Below are 15,904 nucleotides of genomic sequence, written 5' to 3'. Positions count from 1 at the left end.
GTGCCCCGACGCCCGGTCAACCCTCCGGACACCGCAACGCGAGTTGTTACGAAAGGACTTGCGGCCCCAGGGCCCGGACCGGCGGCTGCGCCGTGGAACCGCGCACCACCAGCTCCGGCTGGAAGACGAACTCCGTGCGCTGCACGGGATTGCCCTCGATCTCCTCCAGGAGCGCGCCGACCGCCGCCGTCGCCATGGCCTGCACGGGCTGGCGCACGGTGGACAGCGGCGGGCTGGTGAAGGCGATCAGCGGGGAGTCGTCGAAGCCGACGACGGAGACGTCCCCGGGCACGTCCAGGCCACGGGCCCGGACGGCACGGATCACGCCGAGCGCCATCAGGTCCGAGCCGCAGACGATGCCCGTGCAGCCCTCGCGCAGCAGGATGTCGGCGGCCGCGTGGCCGCCCTCGACGCCGAAGAGCGTGGGCCTGATGAACCGTTCGGCGTCCGCCCGCTCGACACCGAGGAGCTCGTACAGCTCGGCGGTGAAGCCCTCCGCCTTGCGGCGCGAGGGCACGTAACGGGTGGGGCCGATGGCGAGGCCGATCCGCTCGTGACCGAGCTCGACCAGGTGCCGTACGGCCATCCTGGCCGCGGCGCGGTCGTCCGGGGAGACGAAGTTGGCGTCGATGTGCTCGTTGTAGCCGTTGATGAGGACGTACGGCACGCCCCGGCCGGTCAGCCGGGCGTAGCGGGCCGGGTCGGCGGAGGCGTCCGCGTGCAGGCCGGAGAGGAAGACGATGCCGGCCACCCCGCGCTCGACGAGCTGCTCGACGAGCTCGTCCTCGGTGGCGCCGCCGGGCATCTGGGTGCAGAGCACCGGGGTGTATCCGTGCCCGGCGAGGACCTGTTCGACGACCTGCGCGAAGGCCGGGAAGATCGGGTTGGTCAGCTCGGGCACGACGAGCCCGACGAGCCCCGCGCTGCGCCGTTTCAGGCGTACGGGACGCTCGTAGCCGAGCACGTCGAGCGCCGCGAGCACCTTGTGCCGGGTCGCGCCGGCCACCCCCGCCTTGCCGTTGAGGACCCGGCTGACGGTGGCCTCACTGACCCCGGACTGGGCCGCGATGTCCGCGAGCCGCGGGGCGCCGTTCCCGGCGCCCCGCGGCAGGGGGATCGTCACACCGCCCACCAGACGGTGGTGTCGGCGGGCAGCACCGCGGTGCCCTCGCCTTCGGCGATCCGGATCTCCTCGTTGGAGAGAAGGAACCGGCCGGGCAGCGGGACGGTGATGGCCCGGCCGGTGGTGTTGGCGATGCAGGCGAAGCCGTCACGGCGGAAGGAGAGCACACCCTCGGGTGCCTCCAGCCACTCGACGGCCTCGCCCGCACCGAGTCCGGGCTGCTCGCGGCGCACGGCGAGCGCGCTGCGGTACAGCTCCAGGGTGGAGCCGGGGTCGCCGGTCTGCGCCTCGACGCTCAGGCCTCCCCAGGTGGTGGGCTGCGGCAGCCAGGAGCCGCCGTCGCCGAAGCCGTACGAACCGCCCTCGACGGTCCACGGGATCGGCACCCGGCAGCCGTCGCGGAAGCCGTCCTGGCCGCTGGCCCGCCAGAACGACGGGTCCTGACGGACCTCGTCGGGCAGGTCGGTGACGTCGGGCAGGCCGAGCTCCTCGCCCTGGTAGACGTAGGCCGAGCCGGGCAGCGCCAGCATCAGCAGGGTCGCGGCGCGGGCCCGGCGCAGGCCGAGTTCGCGGTCGCCGGCCTCGCGGAGCTGGGTGCCGAGGCCCGCCGGGTTGGCGAAGCGGGTGGAGTGCCGGGTGACGTCGTGGTTGGAGAGCACCCAGGTGGTGGGGGCGCCGACCGGGCGCATCGCCTCCAGCGAGTCGTCGATCACGCGGCGCAGCTCGGCGGCGTCCCAGTGGGTGCCCAGGTACTGGAAGTTGAAGGCCTGGTGCATCTCGTCGGGGCGCACGTAGTTCGCGGTGCGGTCGACGGTCGGGGTCCAGGCCTCGGCGACGAGGACGCGCTCCCCGTCGTACTCGGAGAGCACCTGCCGCCAGGAGCGGTAGATCTCGTGGACGCCGTCCTGGTCGAAGAAGGGCATGACGTCGTTGCCGAGCAGCTTCAGCTGGTCGTGGGCGCCGAGGTCGGGCAGGCCCTCGGCCTTGACCAGGCCGTGGGCGACGTCGACACGGAAGCCGTCGACGCCCATGTCGAGCCAGAAGCGCAGGATCGAGCGGAACTCGTCGCGTACGGCGGGGTGCTCCCAGTTGAAGTCGGGCTGCTCCGGGGCGAAGAGGTGGAGGTACCAGTCGCCGGGGGTGCCGTCCGGGTTCTCGGTACGGGTCCAGGCCGGGCCACCGAAGATGGACTCCCAGTCGTTGGGCGGCAGTTCGCCGTTCTCGCCCTTGCCAGGGCGGAAGTGGTAGCGCTCGCGCAGGACGGACCCGGGGCCCTCGCGCAGCGCGCGCTGGAACCACTCGTGCTGGTCGGAGGAGTGGTTGGGGACCAGGTCGACGATGATGCGCAGGCCCAGTGCGTGGGCGTCGCGGATCACGGCGTCGGCGTCGAGGAGCGAGCCGAACATGGGGTCGATGGCCCGGTAGTCGGCGACGTCGTAGCCGGCGTCGGCCTGCGGCGAGGCGTAGAACGGGGAGAGCCAGACGGCGTCGACGCCGAGGTCCTTGAGGTACGGCAGCCGGCTGCGGATGCCCTCCAGGTCGCCCATGCCGTCGCCGTTTCCGTCGGCGAAGCTGCGCGGGTAGACCTGGTAGATCACCGCGTCTCTCCACCAGCCCGTGTGCGTGCCGGTGGTCGGGGCGTCGGCCGGGGTGGCGAGATGCTGGGTCATGTCTTCCCTGGGAGGTAAGGAGGTGCGTACAGGGGTGCGTACAGAAGGGGCGCTCAGCGCCGTCAGCCCTTGACGGCACCGGCGGACATGCCGGTGACCAGGTGCTTCTGGGCGAAGAGGAACACCAGGGCGGCGGGGACGGCGATGAGCACGGAGGCCGCGGCCATCGGGCCCCACTGGGCGCCGTACTGGTTGACGAACTTCTGCAGTCCGCCGGCCAGCGTGAGGTTCTCGTCGCCGACCATGAAGGCGGAGGCGTAGGCGACCTCGCCCCAGGCGGTGATGAAGGAGTAGAAGGCGGTGACGGCGATGCCCGGCTTGGCGAGCGGCAGGATCAGCCGCCAGAACGTGCCGAACGGGGTGAGGCCGTCGACGTAGCCGGACTCGTCGATCTCGCGCGGGATGGTGTCGAAGAAGCCCTTCATCATCCAGGCGCAGAACGGGACGGCGATCGTCAGGTAGGTGACGACCAGGCCGACCGGCTGGTTGAGCAGGCCCATCGACGCCATGATGTTGTAGATCGGCACGATGAGGACGGCGACCGGGAACATCTGGGTGATGAGCAGCGTCCACATCAGCCCGCGCTTGCCGGGGAAGCGGAAGCGGCTGACGGCGTAGCCCGTGGTGGCGGAGATGAAGACGCCGATGACGGTGGTGAGACCGGCGACGAGCAGCGAGTTGGCGAACCAGGTGAGGAACGGGGTGTCGTTCAGCAGGTTCGTGTAGTTCTCGAGCGTCGTCTCCTTGAAGAAGTCCGTGGTGATCGCGTACTTCGCCGGCTTGAGCGAGGTCAGCAGGACCCACAGCACGGGGAAGACCGCGATCACGGACGCCACGATCAGGGTGACGTGCAGCGCGACCGACGCGAGCGGCGAACGGCGGCCGCGGATCGGGGCGTTGGGAACGGCCCGGTGACTGGGGGCCGCGGCCCGGCGGGTGGGGGGTGTGGTCGTGGTCGTCACCAGACTTCTCCCTGCTTGCGGAGGACTCGCCGGTAGACCGCGGCGAAGAGCATCAGGAGGACCAGAATCAGCACGCCCCAGGTGGACGACTGGGCGAAGTCGCGCGGACTGACCTCGAAGGAGAACTTGTAGGCCTGCGTGACGAGGATCTGTGTGGCCTCGCCCGGCCCGCCCCTGGTGAGCAGGAAGATCACCGGGAACATGTTGAAGGTCCAGATGGTGGAGAGCAGGATCACCGTGGTCGACACCGAGCTCAGCCCGGGCATGGTGATGTGCTTGAAGCGCTGCCAGGCGCTGGCGCCGTCCATCTCGGCGGCCTCGTACAGCTCGCCGGGGATGGACTGGAGCCCGCCGAGGAGGGCGACCATCATGAACGGCACGCCGAGCCAGACGTTGACGAGGATGACCGAGAACTTGGCCCAGGTGGGGTCGTTCAGCCACGGGACGGCGTCGATGCCGCCGCCCGCGAGGATCTTGTTGAGCAGCCCGTTGTCCTGGTTGTAGAGGAAGCGCCAGGCGAAGACGGAGACGAAGCCGGGCACGGCCCAGGGCAGGATCAGCAGCAACCGGTAGAAGGAGCGGCCGGCGATCCTGCGGTTGAGGATGTTGGCGAGGGTGAGGCCGAGCGCGAAGGTGACCGAGACGCAGGACACCGTCCAGAGCAGCGTCCAGCCCAGGGTGGAGAGGAACTGGCTGCCGGTGAGCGCGTCGGCGTAGTTGTCCAGGCCGACGAACTCGTAGGTGGCCGGGATCTCGTTGACGCCGATCGACCGCGCGACGTTCCGCTCGTTGGCGTCGGTCAGCGACAGGTAGATGCCGCGGACCAGCGGATAGCCGATGATCACGGCGATCACGACGGTCACCGGGGCGACCATCGCCCAGGCGTACCAGTGGGTGGAGAGGGAGCGCTTCGCCGCGCCCCGGGGCTTACCAGTTCCGCGGCTCCGGCCGCGGGCGACGCTGTCGCCCGCGGCCTTCACCACCGACTGGCTGGGGGTGTCCACAGCCATCAGCCGGCCTGCCTTCCTTCTGCTACTTCCAGTCCTTCAGGAGCTTGCGGTAGGCGTCGCCCGTCGCCTTCGCTCCCGCGTCCGGGGTGGTCTGGCCGGTGAGAACCTTGGTGTACTCGGTGACGAGCGGCGCGAAGAGGCTGCCGGTCTCCGGGATCCAGGGACGCTCGACGGCCTTGTCGACGACCGGCTTGAAGAAGGTGATCATCTCGTTGGTCGCGACGTCCGGCTTGATGTAGACGGACTCACGGGTGGGGAGCAGGCTGAGCTCCTTCGCGACCGTCGCCTGGGTCTCGGCCGAGGTCATGTACTCGGCGAAGGCGTAGGAGGCGTCGAGGTTCTTGGAGCCCGCGTAGACGGCGAGGTTGTGACCGCCCTGCGGGGCGCCCTGGCCGGCCGAGCCGGCCGGGACCGGGGCGATGCCCAGGTTGGCCTTGTCGGTGAACTCCTTGCCGGCGTAGGTGTCGGAGACGGCCCACGGGCCGTTGATCATCATGGCGACCTTGCCGTCCTTGAAGGCCGTCTGCATGTTGTTCCAGCCGTCGGTGGCGTCGGTCTTGGCGGCACCGGAGTCCACCAGGTCCTTGACGACCTTGAAGCCCTTCACACCGGCGGCGTTGTCGACGGTGACCGTCTTCTTCTCGGCGTCGACGAGGTCGCCGCCCTCGCCGTAGAGGAAGGAGAGGAACCAGTAGGCGTCGTCGCCGCGCAGGTACAGGCCGGGCTTGCCGGTCTTCTGCTTGATCTTGGCGGAGACGGTCTTCAGCTCGTCGATGGTCTTGGGGACCTCGACGCCGGCCTCCTTGAAGATCTTCTTGTTGTAGAAGATGCCCATGGAGTCGATGACCTGCGGGACGCCGTAGGTCTTGCCCTTGTAGTGGGTCGACGCGGCGGCCTGCTTGAGGAAGTCCTCGGAGTTCTTGAGGGCCGGGGTGCCGTCGAGCGGGGCGAGGTAGCCGAGGTCCGCGAACTCGGGGGTCCAGGCGACCTCGGAGCGGATGACGTCGGGGGCGCCGGAGCCGGACTGCGCGGCGTTCTTGAACTTGTTCTGCGCCTCACCGAACGGCACGTTCACGTACTTGACGGTGACCTTGGGGTGCTTCTTCTTGAAGTCCTCGGCGACCTTCTTGAAGACCTTGTCCTCAGAGCCGACCGTCGAGGTGTCCCACCAGGTGACCGTGCCGGAGAGCTCGCCCGAGCCCTTCGCGCCGCCGTCCTTGGAACCGCTGTCACTACCGCACGCCGCCAGGGTCACGCCCAGGGCAGCGACCAGCGCGGTGGCCGCTATGCCACGCCGCATGTGAACTCCTTCAACTGATCCCGGGGGGACGAGGGGCTGGAACCTTCCTCATGCGACCGCTCCCTCGCGGCGCTCCGGGTTGCCAGGAACGTAACAGGGATGAAAACGAGCCGAAAGAGCTTGCGGGAACTTTCTGCAAGGACCGGGGATCGTTACATCCACGTGTCCCTAAGGTTGCCGTCGAATCGCTTGACAGCAGCTGGCGCATGCCTTCCACGCGTCGCGCGGCGCCGCGCGCGCTCCCCGATCACGCCGCGCGCGCCCCGCAAGTCCTGCAAGACCTTGCGGAGTGGCTTGCATCACCCGTCCGGTGGGCAATACGCCCTGTGACCGGTACAGTCCATCCTCATGACCGCGCGGCTCTCCGACATCGCAGCCCAGGCGGGGGTCAGTGAGGCCACAGTCAGCCGCGTGCTCAACGGCAAGCCCGGTGTGGCCGGGGCCACCCGTGAATCCGTCCTTGCCGCGCTCGACGTGCTCGGCTACGAGCGGCCGGTACGACTGCGCCAGCGCAGCGCCGGCCTCGTCGGCCTCATCACCCCCGAGCTGGACAACCCGATCTTCCCCGCGCTCGCGCAGGTCATCGGACAGGCCCTGACCCGGCAGGGGTACACCCCCGTCCTCGCCACCCAGACACCCGGCGGGTCCACCGAGGACGAGCTCACCGACATGCTGGTGGAGCGGGGCGTCGCCGGCATCATCTTCGTCTCCGGACTGCACGCCGACACCACCGCCGACATGACGCGCTACGACCAGCTGCGCGGCAAGGGTGTCCCGTACGTCCTGCTCAACGGCTTCTCCCCCAAGGTCCAGGCGCCCTTCGTCTCCCCCGACGACCGGGCCGCGATGCGGCTCGCGGTGACGCACCTGGCCTCGCTCGGGCACACCCGGATCGGGCTCGCCGTCGGGCCGAAGCGCTTCGTGCCGGTGCTCCGCAAGATAGAGGGCTTCCAGAAGGGCATGGAGGAGCGGTTCGGTCTCGGCCCCGAGGAGTCCGAGAAGCTGATCCAGCACTCCCTCTACACCCTGGAGGGCGGCCAGGCCGCCGCCGGGGCGCTGATCTCCCGCGGCTGCACGGCCGTCGTCTGCGCCAGCGACATGATGGCGCTCGGCGCGATCCGGGCCGCCCGCCAGCAGGGTCTTGACGTGCCGAGGGACGTCTCCGTCGTCGGCTTCGACGACTCGCCCCTCATAGCATTCACCGATCCGCCGCTCACCACCATCCGGCAGCCCGTGCAGGCCATGGGGCAGGCGGCGGTCCGCGCGCTGCTCGAAGAGGTCGGGGGCACTCCGGCCCCGCACTCCGAGTTCGTGTTCATGCCCGAGCTGGTCGTCCGCGGGTCGACCGCCTCGGCCCCTTCCTCCGTACGCGCCTGACCTCTGCGGCACCCTCCTTCCGACGTCATTCCTGAGGTGGACCGGGTGCGCCCCGAACCCGTCCGAGGGATGATCGGTCGGGGGGAAGGGATCTGGCAGACTCTCCTCCTATGGGTGAAACGACCGTGAAGAGTTTGGACAACCGGACGACCCCGTCGTCACCCACCGCCGTGGCCGACGGCAGGTTCGCGCGCCTCCGTGCGCGCACCCCCCGCCGTCCCACGATCTGGTTCGAGATCCTGCTCATCGCGGTGAGCTACTGGACGTACTCGCTCATCCGCAACGCGGTGCCGGAGCAGAAGGCCCAGGCACTCAAGAACGCCGACTGGATCTGGCGGGCGGAGGAGTCCCTCGGCCTGGCCTTCGAGCACGCCGTCAACCACGCCGTGAACTCGGTGACCTGGCTGATCGTCTCGATGAACTACTACTACGCCACGCTGCACTTCATCGTGACCATCGGTGTGCTCGTGTGGCTGTACCGATGGCACCCGGGCCGTTACGCGGCGTTCCGTACCGTTCTGTTCGCCACCACCGGTGTGGCCCTGGTCGGTTACTACCTGTATCCGCTCGCGCCGCCCCGGCTCATGAACGGCCAGGACTTCATCGACACGGTGCTCGTCCACGAGACCTGGGGCTCGATGGCCTCGGGCAACCTCAAGCACGTGTCGAACCAGTACGCGGCGATGCCGTCGATGCACATCGGCTGGTCCCTCTGGTGCGGCCTGACGATCTTCCTGCTGGCCAAGGCGCCCTGGGCGAAGATCCTGGGCCTGCTCTACCCGACGGCCACCCTCGTCGTGATCGTCGCCACCGCCAACCACTTCTGGCTGGACGCGGTCGGCGGCATGATCTGCCTCGCCTTCGGCTTCGCCGTCTCGTACTTCTGGTACGGCTCCCGCCCGCACCGCCTGCCCAAGCTGGTGGAACCGGTGCCGGGCGTGATCGCCCGGGGCGGTCCGGCCCCGGCGAAGGGGACGGACCGCGAGGACGAGAAGGACCCGGCCGACGGCCCCGGGCAGTCGGTCAGCTCCCGCAGGTGACCCCCGGCCGGCGTGGGCGCGTCGGCTCCGGCAGGTGATCGGGGCGGTTCCCGCGGGTGATCCGGCCGGATCCCGCGCGACGGTCCCGGCAGAAGATCGGGCCTGCACCCGCGGGCGATCCGACCGGATCCCGCGCGTCAGTTCCGGTAGGTGATCCGGCCGCCGGCGACGGCGAGCCGGACCGGGGCCTGCTCGGTCTCGTCCGCCGGGGCCTCCACCGGGTCCATGGCGAAGGCCGTGAGGTCGGCCCGGTAGCCCGGGGCGATCCGGCCCGCGATCCCCTCCTCCCCCGCCGCGACCGCCGCGTGCGTGGTCATCCCCTCCAGGGCCATCAGACCGGTGAGCCCGTGCCGGGCCGAGGCCGCGCCGCGCGGGGCCCGCGCCGTGGCGAGCACCTGACGGGCGTCGTAGTGGGCGATGGGCCAGTCCGAGCCGAGCGCGAGGTGCGCCCCGGCGTCCCGCAGGTCGCGGCAGCGCCAGGCGCGGGCCGCCCGCTCCTCGCCGAGCCGCCTGGACCACTCGTCGGTGTGGTCGGCGCGGGTGTACGCGGTGTGCGGCGGCTGCATCGAGGCGACCACCCCGAGTGCGGCGAAGCGCCCCAGCTGGTCGTCGGGGACGGTCTCGATGTGCTCGATCCGATGGCGGGGACCGTCCGTGCCGAGGCTTTCCACGGTGTCCAGGACGTGCCGTACGGCGGCGTCGCCGATGGCGTGGGTGGCGGTGCCGACCCCGGCCCGGTGCAGATGGCGCACGGCGGCGGAGTACGCGGCCGGATCGGGCCAGAAGGCGTCGGTGCCCCCGCCGTGGCAGTCGGCGTGTTCGAGCCAGGCGGTGCCGCCCTCGACGGTGCCGTCCATGAAGAACTTCACTCCGCCGATCCCCCACATCCGGCCTGCCCGGCCCTGGAGTCGCACGAGTCCGTCCAGCTCCTCCTCGGTGGCGCCGGGCATGCACCAGGGGGCGAGGCGGAGGCGCAGCGGCAGCTCGCCGTCCTCCTCCAGGCCGGCCAGCAGGCCGGGGACGTCGTGTCCGCCGAGATCCATGACGTGGGCGGCGGTGAGGCCGGTGGCGGCCATGCCGGTGAGCAGGTCGACGAGCCGGTCGCGGCGCTCGGCGTAGGGCTGGGTGGGCAGGACCGGCGTCATCAGGTCCATCGCGGCGTGCTCGACCAGGTGGCCGGTGGGGCGCCCGTCGGCGTCGCAGACGATCTCCGAGTGCTGGGCGAAGGCGCGGGGCCCGTCGATGCCGGCGGCCTTGAGGGCGGCTTCACTGGCCAGGACCGAGTGCCCGTCGTAGAGGCGGAGGTACGCGGGGGCGCCGCCGAGGACGTCCTCGATCAGGTCGCGGTGGACCGGCCGGCCGCCGAAGACGTTGTGGTCGAGGCCGAAGCCGATGATCCAGCCGTCGCGGCGCTCGGCGTCGCGGAGGGCGGCCCGCAGTCCGTCGAGGTCGGTGACGCCGGACAGGTCGGTGCCGGTGAACATCTCCAGGCCCCAGACGGGGTGACTGTGGGCATCGGTGAGGCCGGGGGTGAGGGTGGCGCCGCCGAGGTCGACGGTCTCGGTGCCGGGGCCGCGCCAGGCGCGGGCGTCGGCGGCGTCACCGAGGCCGGTGATCAGTCCGTCGCGGACGGCGACGACGGTGTGACCGCTCGGCTCGGGGGTACGGACGCGGGCGTCGACGAGGAGGAGGTCGGGGGCTGCGGACACGAGGGGTCGGCTCCTTCGGTGTGCTGGGCGGGGCGCGGGACGGCGTTCGGCTCGATGGGCGGTTCCGCGGCGAAGCGGGCGTAGACCTCGGGGCGCGTGCGGCGCAGCCGGTGCGCGAGGAGGAGCCCGAGGACGAGGACGGCGGGGACGACGGCGACGAGGACCGTGTTGACCGTCGGGGACGCGCCGGTGAAGAGCGCGACCTTGGAGGCGACCAGCCAGATCGCCACGGCGAGCAGGAGGGCCGCGGTGACGGGGGCCACGAGGGTGCGCAGGGCGCCCTCCTGGTGCGGGACCCGCCGGAAGTAGCGGATGACGGCGAGGGCCGCGAGCAGCATCAGCGCCATGAGCCCGAGCATCCCCGGGGTGTTCACCCAGAGCAGCAGCTGGGTGTACGGATCGGCGCCGGCGGCCGCGAAGCCGAGCACGACGGCCGCGCCGAGCGCGGTCTGGGCGAGGCCCGCGACGTACGGGGAGCGGTGGCGGGGGTGGATCCGGCCGAGGGCGGCGGGCAGCACGCCCTCCTCGGCGAGGGCGAGGGCGTAGCGGTTGATCGCGTTGTGGAAGGCGAGCAGCGAGGCGATGATGCTGGTCACGATGAACACGTGCATCAGGTCCGCGGCCCAGGGCCCGACGTAGGTGGTGATGGCGGCGAAGAAGAGTCCGCCGGTGTCGCCGGCGGCGGCCGCGACCACCTTGTCGTCGCCGAAGGCCTGGATCACGGTCCAGACGACGAAGGCGTAGAACAGGCCGAGGAATCCGACCGCGATGTAGGTGGCGCGGGGGATGGTGCGGGCCGGGTCGCGGGCCTCGCGGCGGTAGATCACGGTGGATTCGAAGCCGGTGAAGGCCGAGAAGGCGAAGGCCAGTACGGCCGCCGTGCCGGGGACGAGGACGTTGCCGGGGGCGAAGGAGGCGAGGGAGAGCCCGTCGGCTCCGCCCTTGAGGAGCACGCCGCCGGCGAGGAGGACGAGTATGCCGGTCTCGGCGACGAGCAGGACGCCGAGGACCTTGGCGCCGAAGTCGATGGAGCGGTAGCCGCCGTACCAGATGACCAGCAGGCCGGCCAGGGCGACCGGGAGCCAGGGCAGGTCGGCGCCCCACAGGGCGCCGGCGGTGTCGGAGGTGGCGGAGCCGAGGAGTCCGTAGACGCCGATCTCCATGCCGTTGTAGCCGACCATGGCGACGAGGGCGGCGGCGATGCCGAGCGGGGTGCCGAGCCCTTGTGCGATGTACGCGTAGAAGGCGCCGCCGCTGCGGACGTGGCGGCTCATGGTGGTGAAGCCGACGGCGAAGATCGCCAGGGTGATCCCGGCGAGGAGGTAGCCGGCCGGGGCTCCGATGCCGCCGAGGACGAGGGCGATGGGGGCGACGCCTGCCATCACGGTGAGCGGGGCGGCGGCGGAGACGACGAAGAAGGAGATGTCGGCGGTGCCGAGGGTGCCGGTGCGCAGGCCGGGCGGCTTGTCGGAGGTGCTGGAGGACATGCGGGAGAAGCCCTTCTCGTAAACCTAAAGGCTTTCGGTTGGCGCAATGTAGCCTCGTGCCCAACGATTCGGGAAGACCTGAACAGCGGGAGAACGTTGATGGGCCGGCCGCACAAGCCCTTGCTCGACCGGGTGCGCATCACCACCACGGCACTCGAACTCGTCGACGAGCAGGGCGACTTCAGCGTCCCTCAGATCGCCCGGCGACTCGGCGTGCAGACGGCCTCGGTGTACCACCATGTGGACGGCCGGGACGGCATCGTGGAGCTCCTGCGGGAGCGGGTCTGCGATGCCATCGACGGCGGGACGCTCGACGGGCAGCCCTGGGACGCGGCGGTCGCCGCCTGGGCGCGCTCCTACCGGGCCGCCTTCGCCGCCCACCCGAAGGCCATCCCACTGCTCACCACCTCACCGGTACGCGCCCCGCGGGTCCTGGAGCAGTACGAGAAGGCGGTCGCCCTCCTCGTCGACGCGGGCTTCGCCCTCCCGGACGTGATGCCGGTGATCATCGCCCTGGAGAACCTGGTCCTGGGCTCAGCCCTCGACATGGCGGCCCCGGAGGCGATGTGGGAGCTGGCCGACGACACGGTGACACCGCTCCTCGCGCGGGCGCTCGCCGCGTTCCCCGAGGGCGGCCGCACCGACATCGCCTTCGAACTGGCCCTGGCGGGCTACCTGGCACACATCCGGGACATGCCGGACGGCGCGTAGCCGGACGGGCCGGGTACGGGGGTCGGGCGGGCCGACCGGGGCGGGCGCCCGAATCGGTGCGGACCGCCCCGGCCGGAGACGCTACGCCCCGCGGGACCGCCGCCGGAGGCGCCCACCCTCGGGACCGGCACCCCCGCCGGAGGCGCTACGCCCCGTAGAACAGCTCCTCGACGACGGCCCTGGCCCGGCGGGTGATCCGCCGGTAGTCGTCGACCATCTCGCCGACATGACCGGCCTCGTACCCCAAGTACCTTCCCACGGCGGCGAGTTCGCGCGGGTCCGAGGGGAAGGTGTCGCCGGGGCGGCCGCGGACCAGCATCACCGCGTTGCGGACGCGGGTGGCGAGCACCCACGCCTCGTCCAGGGTCTGCGCCTCCTCCGTCGGGATCAGGCCGGCCGCGTGCGCCGCCCGGAGCGCCTCACGGGTACGGGTCGTGCGCAGCCCCGGTTCCACCCAGCCGTGCCGCATCTGGAGCAGCTGCACCGTCCACTCGACGTCGCTCAGACCGCCCCGACCCAGTTTGGCGTGAAGCGTCGGATCGGCGCCGCGCGGCAGCCGTTCGGACTCCATCCGGGCCTTGAGGCGGCGGATCTCGCGGACCGCGTCCTCGCCGAGCCCCTCGGCCGGATAGCGCAGCGGGTCGACGAGTTCGATGAAGCGGTCCGCCAGCTCGAGGTCGCCCGCCATGGGTTCGGCGCGCAGCAGCGCCTGGCTCTCCCAGACGAGGGACCAGCGGCGGTAGTAGGCCGCGTACGACTTCAGGGTGCGCACCAGGGGGCCGCTCTTGCCCTCCGGACGAAGGTCCGCGTCGATCAGCAACGGCGGGTCGGCGGTGGGGAGTTGGAGCAGTCGCCGCATCTCGGCGACCACCCGGTTGGCGGCCTTGGCCGCCTCCTGCTCGTCGACGCCCTCGCGCGGCTCGTGCACGAACAGGACGTCGGCGTCGGAGCCGTACCCCAGCTCGCGACCGCCGAAGCGGCCCATGCCGATGACCGCGAAGCGGGTCGGCAGTTCGTCGCCCCACTCGGCGCGGACGGCGGCCCGCAGGGCGCCCGCGATCGTCGCGGCGTTGAGGTCGGTGACCGCCTCCCCCACCCGGTCGACCAGCGCGCCGGGATCGGGCTCGCGGGGGCTGTCCTCGGTGCCGTACGAGCCGATGAGATCGGCCGCCGCGGTACGGAACAGCTCCCTGCGGCGCACTCCGCGGGCCGCGGCGACGGCCTGCTCGGCGTCGTCCGCGCGGCCCACCGCCGCCAGGACCTCCTGTTCCAGATGGTCCCGGCCGCGCGGCTTGAGCCCCTCCGGGTCGCCGAGGAGCGCGACCGCCTCGGGGGCGCGCAGCAGCAGGTCGGGGGCGAGGCGCCCGGCGGAGAGCACCCGGGCGAGGTTCTCGGCGGCGGCGCCCTCGTCCCGGAGGAGCCGCAGGTACCAGGGGGTCTTGCCGAGGGCGTCCGAGACCTTGCGGAAGCCGAGCAGGCCGGCGTCCGGGTCGGCCGAGTCGGCGAACCAGCCGAGCAGCACGGGGAGCAGGGTCCGCTGGATCGCCGCCTTCCGGCTGACCCCGGAGGCGAGCGCCTCCAGGTGCCGGAGGGCCGCGGCGGGGTCCTCGTACCCCAGTGCCTCCAGTCGCTGCCCGGCGGCCTTCGGGCTGAGCCGGATCTCGCCGGGGGCGAGCTGGGCGACGGCGTCGAGGAGCGGCCGGTAGAAGAGCTTCTCGTGCAGCCGGCGGACGACGGCCGCGTGCCGCTTCCACTCCTTGTTCAGCTCGGCGACCGGGTCGGTGCGCAGACCGAGCGAGCGTCCGAGGCGGCGCAGATCGGCCTCGTCCTCGGGAACGAGGTGGGTGCGGCGCAGCCGGTAGAGCTGGATGCGGTGCTCCATGGCCCGCAGGAAGCGGTACGCCTCGTCGAGCTGTGCGGCGTCGGCGCGGCCGACGTATCCGCCGCCGGCGAGGGCGGTGAGCGCGTCGAGGGTGCTGCCGCTGTGCAGTCCCGCGTCGCTGCGGCCGTGCACGAGCTGGAGCAGCTGGACGGCGAACTCGACGTCCCGCAGTCCGCCGGGCCCGAGCTTGAGCTCGCGCTCGATCTGGGCGGCGGGAATGTTGTCGACGACCCGGCGGCGCATCTTCTGCACGTCGGGGACGAAGTTCTCGCGCTCGGCGGCCTGCCAGACGAGCGGGGAGACGGCGTCGATGTAGTCGGCGCCGAGCTCCGGGTCGCCGGCCACCGCCCGCGCCTTGAGCAGTGCCTGGAACTCCCAGGTCTTCGCCCAGCGCTGGTAGTACGCGAGGTGCGAGGAGAGCGTACGGACGAGGGGTCCGTTGCGTCCCTCGGGACGCAGATTGGCGTCGACCGGCCAGATGGTGCCCTCGACCGTGGTCTCCGAGCAGATCCGCATGAGGTGGGAGGCGAGGCGGGTCGCGGCCTGGAGCGCCTTGCCCTCGTCGGCTCCTTCGACCGGCTCCCCCACGAAGATCACGTCCACGTCCGAGACGTAGTTGAGCTCGTGGCCGCCGCACTTGCCCATCGCGATCACCGAGAGGCGGCACATGGCGGCGTCGGCGGGCGCGGCGGTCCGGGCGATGGCGAGCGCCGCGCGCAGGGTCGCCGTCGCCAGGTCGGCGAGCTCGGCGGCGGCCTGGGCGACGTCGGTGGTGCCGCACACGTCACGGGCCGCTATGGCCAGCAGGCAGCGGCGGTAGGCGACCCGCAGCGAGACCGCGTCGACGGCCTCGGCGAGCCCCCGCTCGAACTCGGCGACGCCCGGGTGCAGGTCGGCCGCCTCGTACGTGACGAGGGACTCCCAGTCGCGGGGATGCTTCGCCAGGTGGTCGGCGAGCGCCTCGGAGGCGCCGAGCACCCCGAGGAGCCGGTCCCGGAACGGCTTGGCGGCGAGCAGGGTGGTCGTGAACGTCTGCCGCTCGGTCTCGGGCTGCGCCTCGGCCAGCCGGACCAGGCCGCGCAGGGCGAGGTCGGGGTCGGCGGTGGCACCGAGGGCGTCGAGGAGGACGGAGTCGCCGCGCAGGGCGGACAGCTCGGGCACGTCCAGGAGCTGCTCGGCCCCGGAGGGATCGGTGAATCCGTGCCGCAGCAGACGTGAGAACGTGCTGCCCCTGCGTCCCGGAACCGTCATTCCGCCGCTCCCTCCGAGCAGGTCCACCCCGGGGTGGAGTCGGGGTGGATCGAGCCTATCCGGAGCCGTGGACGGGGGCGTCCAGGCCTTCGGTTCGCAGCGGATCACACGTGATGTCTCGCACATTGATCGCTTTTCACGGCCGATGAACCGTATTTCTTGAAAGTCCGTCTTGCTCGGGGCGGACGCTTCCGCCTGCCCGAACCCTCTCCGATCCACCTCGCGGACCCCTCCGCGCCCCCTGCCCGAACCCTCTCCGATCCACCTCGCGGCCCCCTCCGCGCCCCTGCCCGATCCACCTCGCGGCCCCCTCCGCGAACCTGCCCGAGCTCCGTCGCGGACCCCTTCGCGAACCCTGCCCGAGCACCGCCGAACCCCGTCG

General features: G+C 71.6%; 11 protein-coding genes. 3 read left to right on the top strand and 8 right to left on the bottom strand.

What is annotated here, in order from left to right; genetic code table 11:
- Nucleotides 1–46 precede the first annotated feature (46 nt).
- From IE311_RS30140 to IE311_RS30120, 5 genes are all read right to left on the bottom strand, one after another.
- A complete protein-coding gene (locus tag IE311_RS30140; RefSeq protein WP_189835010.1) occupies nucleotides 47–1,132 on the bottom strand; it encodes a LacI family DNA-binding transcriptional regulator in 1,086 nt (361 codons plus the stop codon).
- On the bottom strand, nucleotides 1,120–2,793 hold the full coding sequence (locus tag IE311_RS30135) for a glycoside hydrolase family 13 protein (protein ID WP_189835009.1): 1,674 nt from the start codon (nucleotides 2,791–2,793) through the stop codon (nucleotides 1,120–1,122). The genes IE311_RS30140 and IE311_RS30135 overlap by 13 nt, the downstream gene beginning before the upstream one ends.
- A 62-nt stretch (nucleotides 2,794–2,855) precedes the next feature.
- The gene (locus IE311_RS30130; protein ID WP_373314007.1) at nucleotides 2,856–3,758 is read right to left on the bottom strand and encodes a sugar ABC transporter permease; all 903 of its coding nucleotides are present in this window, start codon (nucleotides 3,756–3,758) and stop codon (nucleotides 2,856–2,858) included.
- On the bottom strand, nucleotides 3,752–4,765 hold the full coding sequence (locus tag IE311_RS30125) for a carbohydrate ABC transporter permease (RefSeq protein WP_189835008.1): 1,014 nt from the start codon (nucleotides 4,763–4,765) through the stop codon (nucleotides 3,752–3,754). The genes IE311_RS30130 and IE311_RS30125 overlap by 7 nt, the downstream gene beginning before the upstream one ends.
- A gap of 22 nt (nucleotides 4,766–4,787) precedes the next feature.
- Nucleotides 4,788–6,065 (bottom strand): extracellular solute-binding protein, encoded by a 1,278-nt coding sequence (locus IE311_RS30120; protein ID WP_189835007.1) that lies wholly within the window; start codon nucleotides 6,063–6,065, stop codon nucleotides 4,788–4,790.
- Between the two features lie 348 nt (nucleotides 6,066–6,413).
- Here IE311_RS30120 and IE311_RS30115 point away from each other — a divergent pair, with 348 nt between their 5' ends.
- Together IE311_RS30115 and IE311_RS30110 are read left to right on the top strand one after the other, a co-directional pair.
- Nucleotides 6,414–7,442, top strand: a complete 1,029-nt coding sequence (locus IE311_RS30115) for a LacI family DNA-binding transcriptional regulator (protein ID WP_189835006.1) — start codon at nucleotides 6,414–6,416, stop codon at nucleotides 7,440–7,442.
- Nucleotides 7,443–7,552: 110 nt separating this feature from the next.
- Nucleotides 7,553–8,482 carry a phosphatase PAP2 family protein gene (locus tag IE311_RS30110; RefSeq protein WP_189835005.1) on the top strand — a complete coding sequence of 310 codons (930 nt, stop codon included), beginning with the start codon at nucleotides 7,553–7,555 and terminating at the stop codon, nucleotides 8,480–8,482.
- Nucleotides 8,483–8,619: 137 nt separating this feature from the next.
- On the opposite strand, the gene IE311_RS30105 is transcribed toward IE311_RS30110, so the two are convergent.
- Together IE311_RS30105 and IE311_RS30100 are read right to left on the bottom strand one after the other, a co-directional pair.
- The gene (locus IE311_RS30105; RefSeq protein ID WP_189835004.1) at nucleotides 8,620–10,191 is read right to left on the bottom strand and encodes an amidohydrolase; all 1,572 of its coding nucleotides are present in this window, start codon (nucleotides 10,189–10,191) and stop codon (nucleotides 8,620–8,622) included.
- Nucleotides 10,098–11,678: an APC family permease gene (locus IE311_RS30100; RefSeq protein WP_189835003.1), complete on the bottom strand. Its 1,581-nt coding sequence runs from the start codon at nucleotides 11,676–11,678 to the stop codon at nucleotides 10,098–10,100. Before IE311_RS30100 ends, IE311_RS30105 begins: the two co-directional genes overlap by 94 nt.
- Nucleotides 11,679–11,777: 99 nt before the next feature.
- On the opposite strand from IE311_RS30100, the gene IE311_RS30095 reads away from it, so the two are divergent.
- Nucleotides 11,778–12,389, top strand: a complete 612-nt coding sequence (locus IE311_RS30095) for a TetR/AcrR family transcriptional regulator (protein ID WP_189835002.1) — start codon at nucleotides 11,778–11,780, stop codon at nucleotides 12,387–12,389.
- Between the two features lie 145 nt (nucleotides 12,390–12,534).
- Here the strand turns inward: IE311_RS30095 and IE311_RS30090 are convergent, their stop codons facing one another.
- Nucleotides 12,535–15,522 (bottom strand): bifunctional [glutamine synthetase] adenylyltransferase/[glutamine synthetase]-adenylyl-L-tyrosine phosphorylase, encoded by a 2,988-nt coding sequence (locus tag IE311_RS30090; protein ID WP_189835001.1) that lies wholly within the window; start codon nucleotides 15,520–15,522, stop codon nucleotides 12,535–12,537.
- Nucleotides 15,523–15,904: the final 382 nt, after the last annotated feature.

Source organism: Streptomyces zaomyceticus (assembly GCF_014656215.1).
Taxonomy (GTDB): Bacteria; Actinomycetota; Actinomycetes; order Streptomycetales; family Streptomycetaceae; genus Streptomyces; species Streptomyces zaomyceticus.
Note: the sequence above shows the minus strand (reverse complement) of the source record. Positions and strands in the feature narration are given on the sequence as shown.

Bases quoted from the DNA above. Each gene is read 5' to 3' on its own strand.
- IE311_RS30135 (WP_189835009.1), bottom strand. From the start codon at position 2,793: ATGACCCAGCATCTCGCCACCCCGGCCGACGCCCCGACCACCGGCACG.
- IE311_RS30125 (WP_189835008.1), bottom strand. From the start codon at position 4,765: ATGGCTGTGGACACCCCCAGCCAGTCGGTGGTGAAGGCCGCGGGCGAC.
- IE311_RS30120 (WP_189835007.1), bottom strand. From the start codon at position 6,065: ATGCGGCGTGGCATAGCGGCCACCGCGCTGGTCGCTGCCCTGGGCGTG.
- IE311_RS30115 (WP_189835006.1), top strand. From the start codon at position 6,414: ATGACCGCGCGGCTCTCCGACATCGCAGCCCAGGCGGGGGTCAGTGAG.
- IE311_RS30110 (WP_189835005.1), top strand. From the start codon at position 7,553: ATGGGTGAAACGACCGTGAAGAGTTTGGACAACCGGACGACCCCGTCG.
- IE311_RS30100 (WP_189835003.1), bottom strand. From the start codon at position 11,678: ATGTCCTCCAGCACCTCCGACAAGCCGCCCGGCCTGCGCACCGGCACC.
- IE311_RS30095 (WP_189835002.1), top strand. From the start codon at position 11,778: ATGGGCCGGCCGCACAAGCCCTTGCTCGACCGGGTGCGCATCACCACC.
- IE311_RS30090 (WP_189835001.1), bottom strand. From the start codon at position 15,522: ATGACGGTTCCGGGACGCAGGGGCAGCACGTTCTCACGTCTGCTGCGG.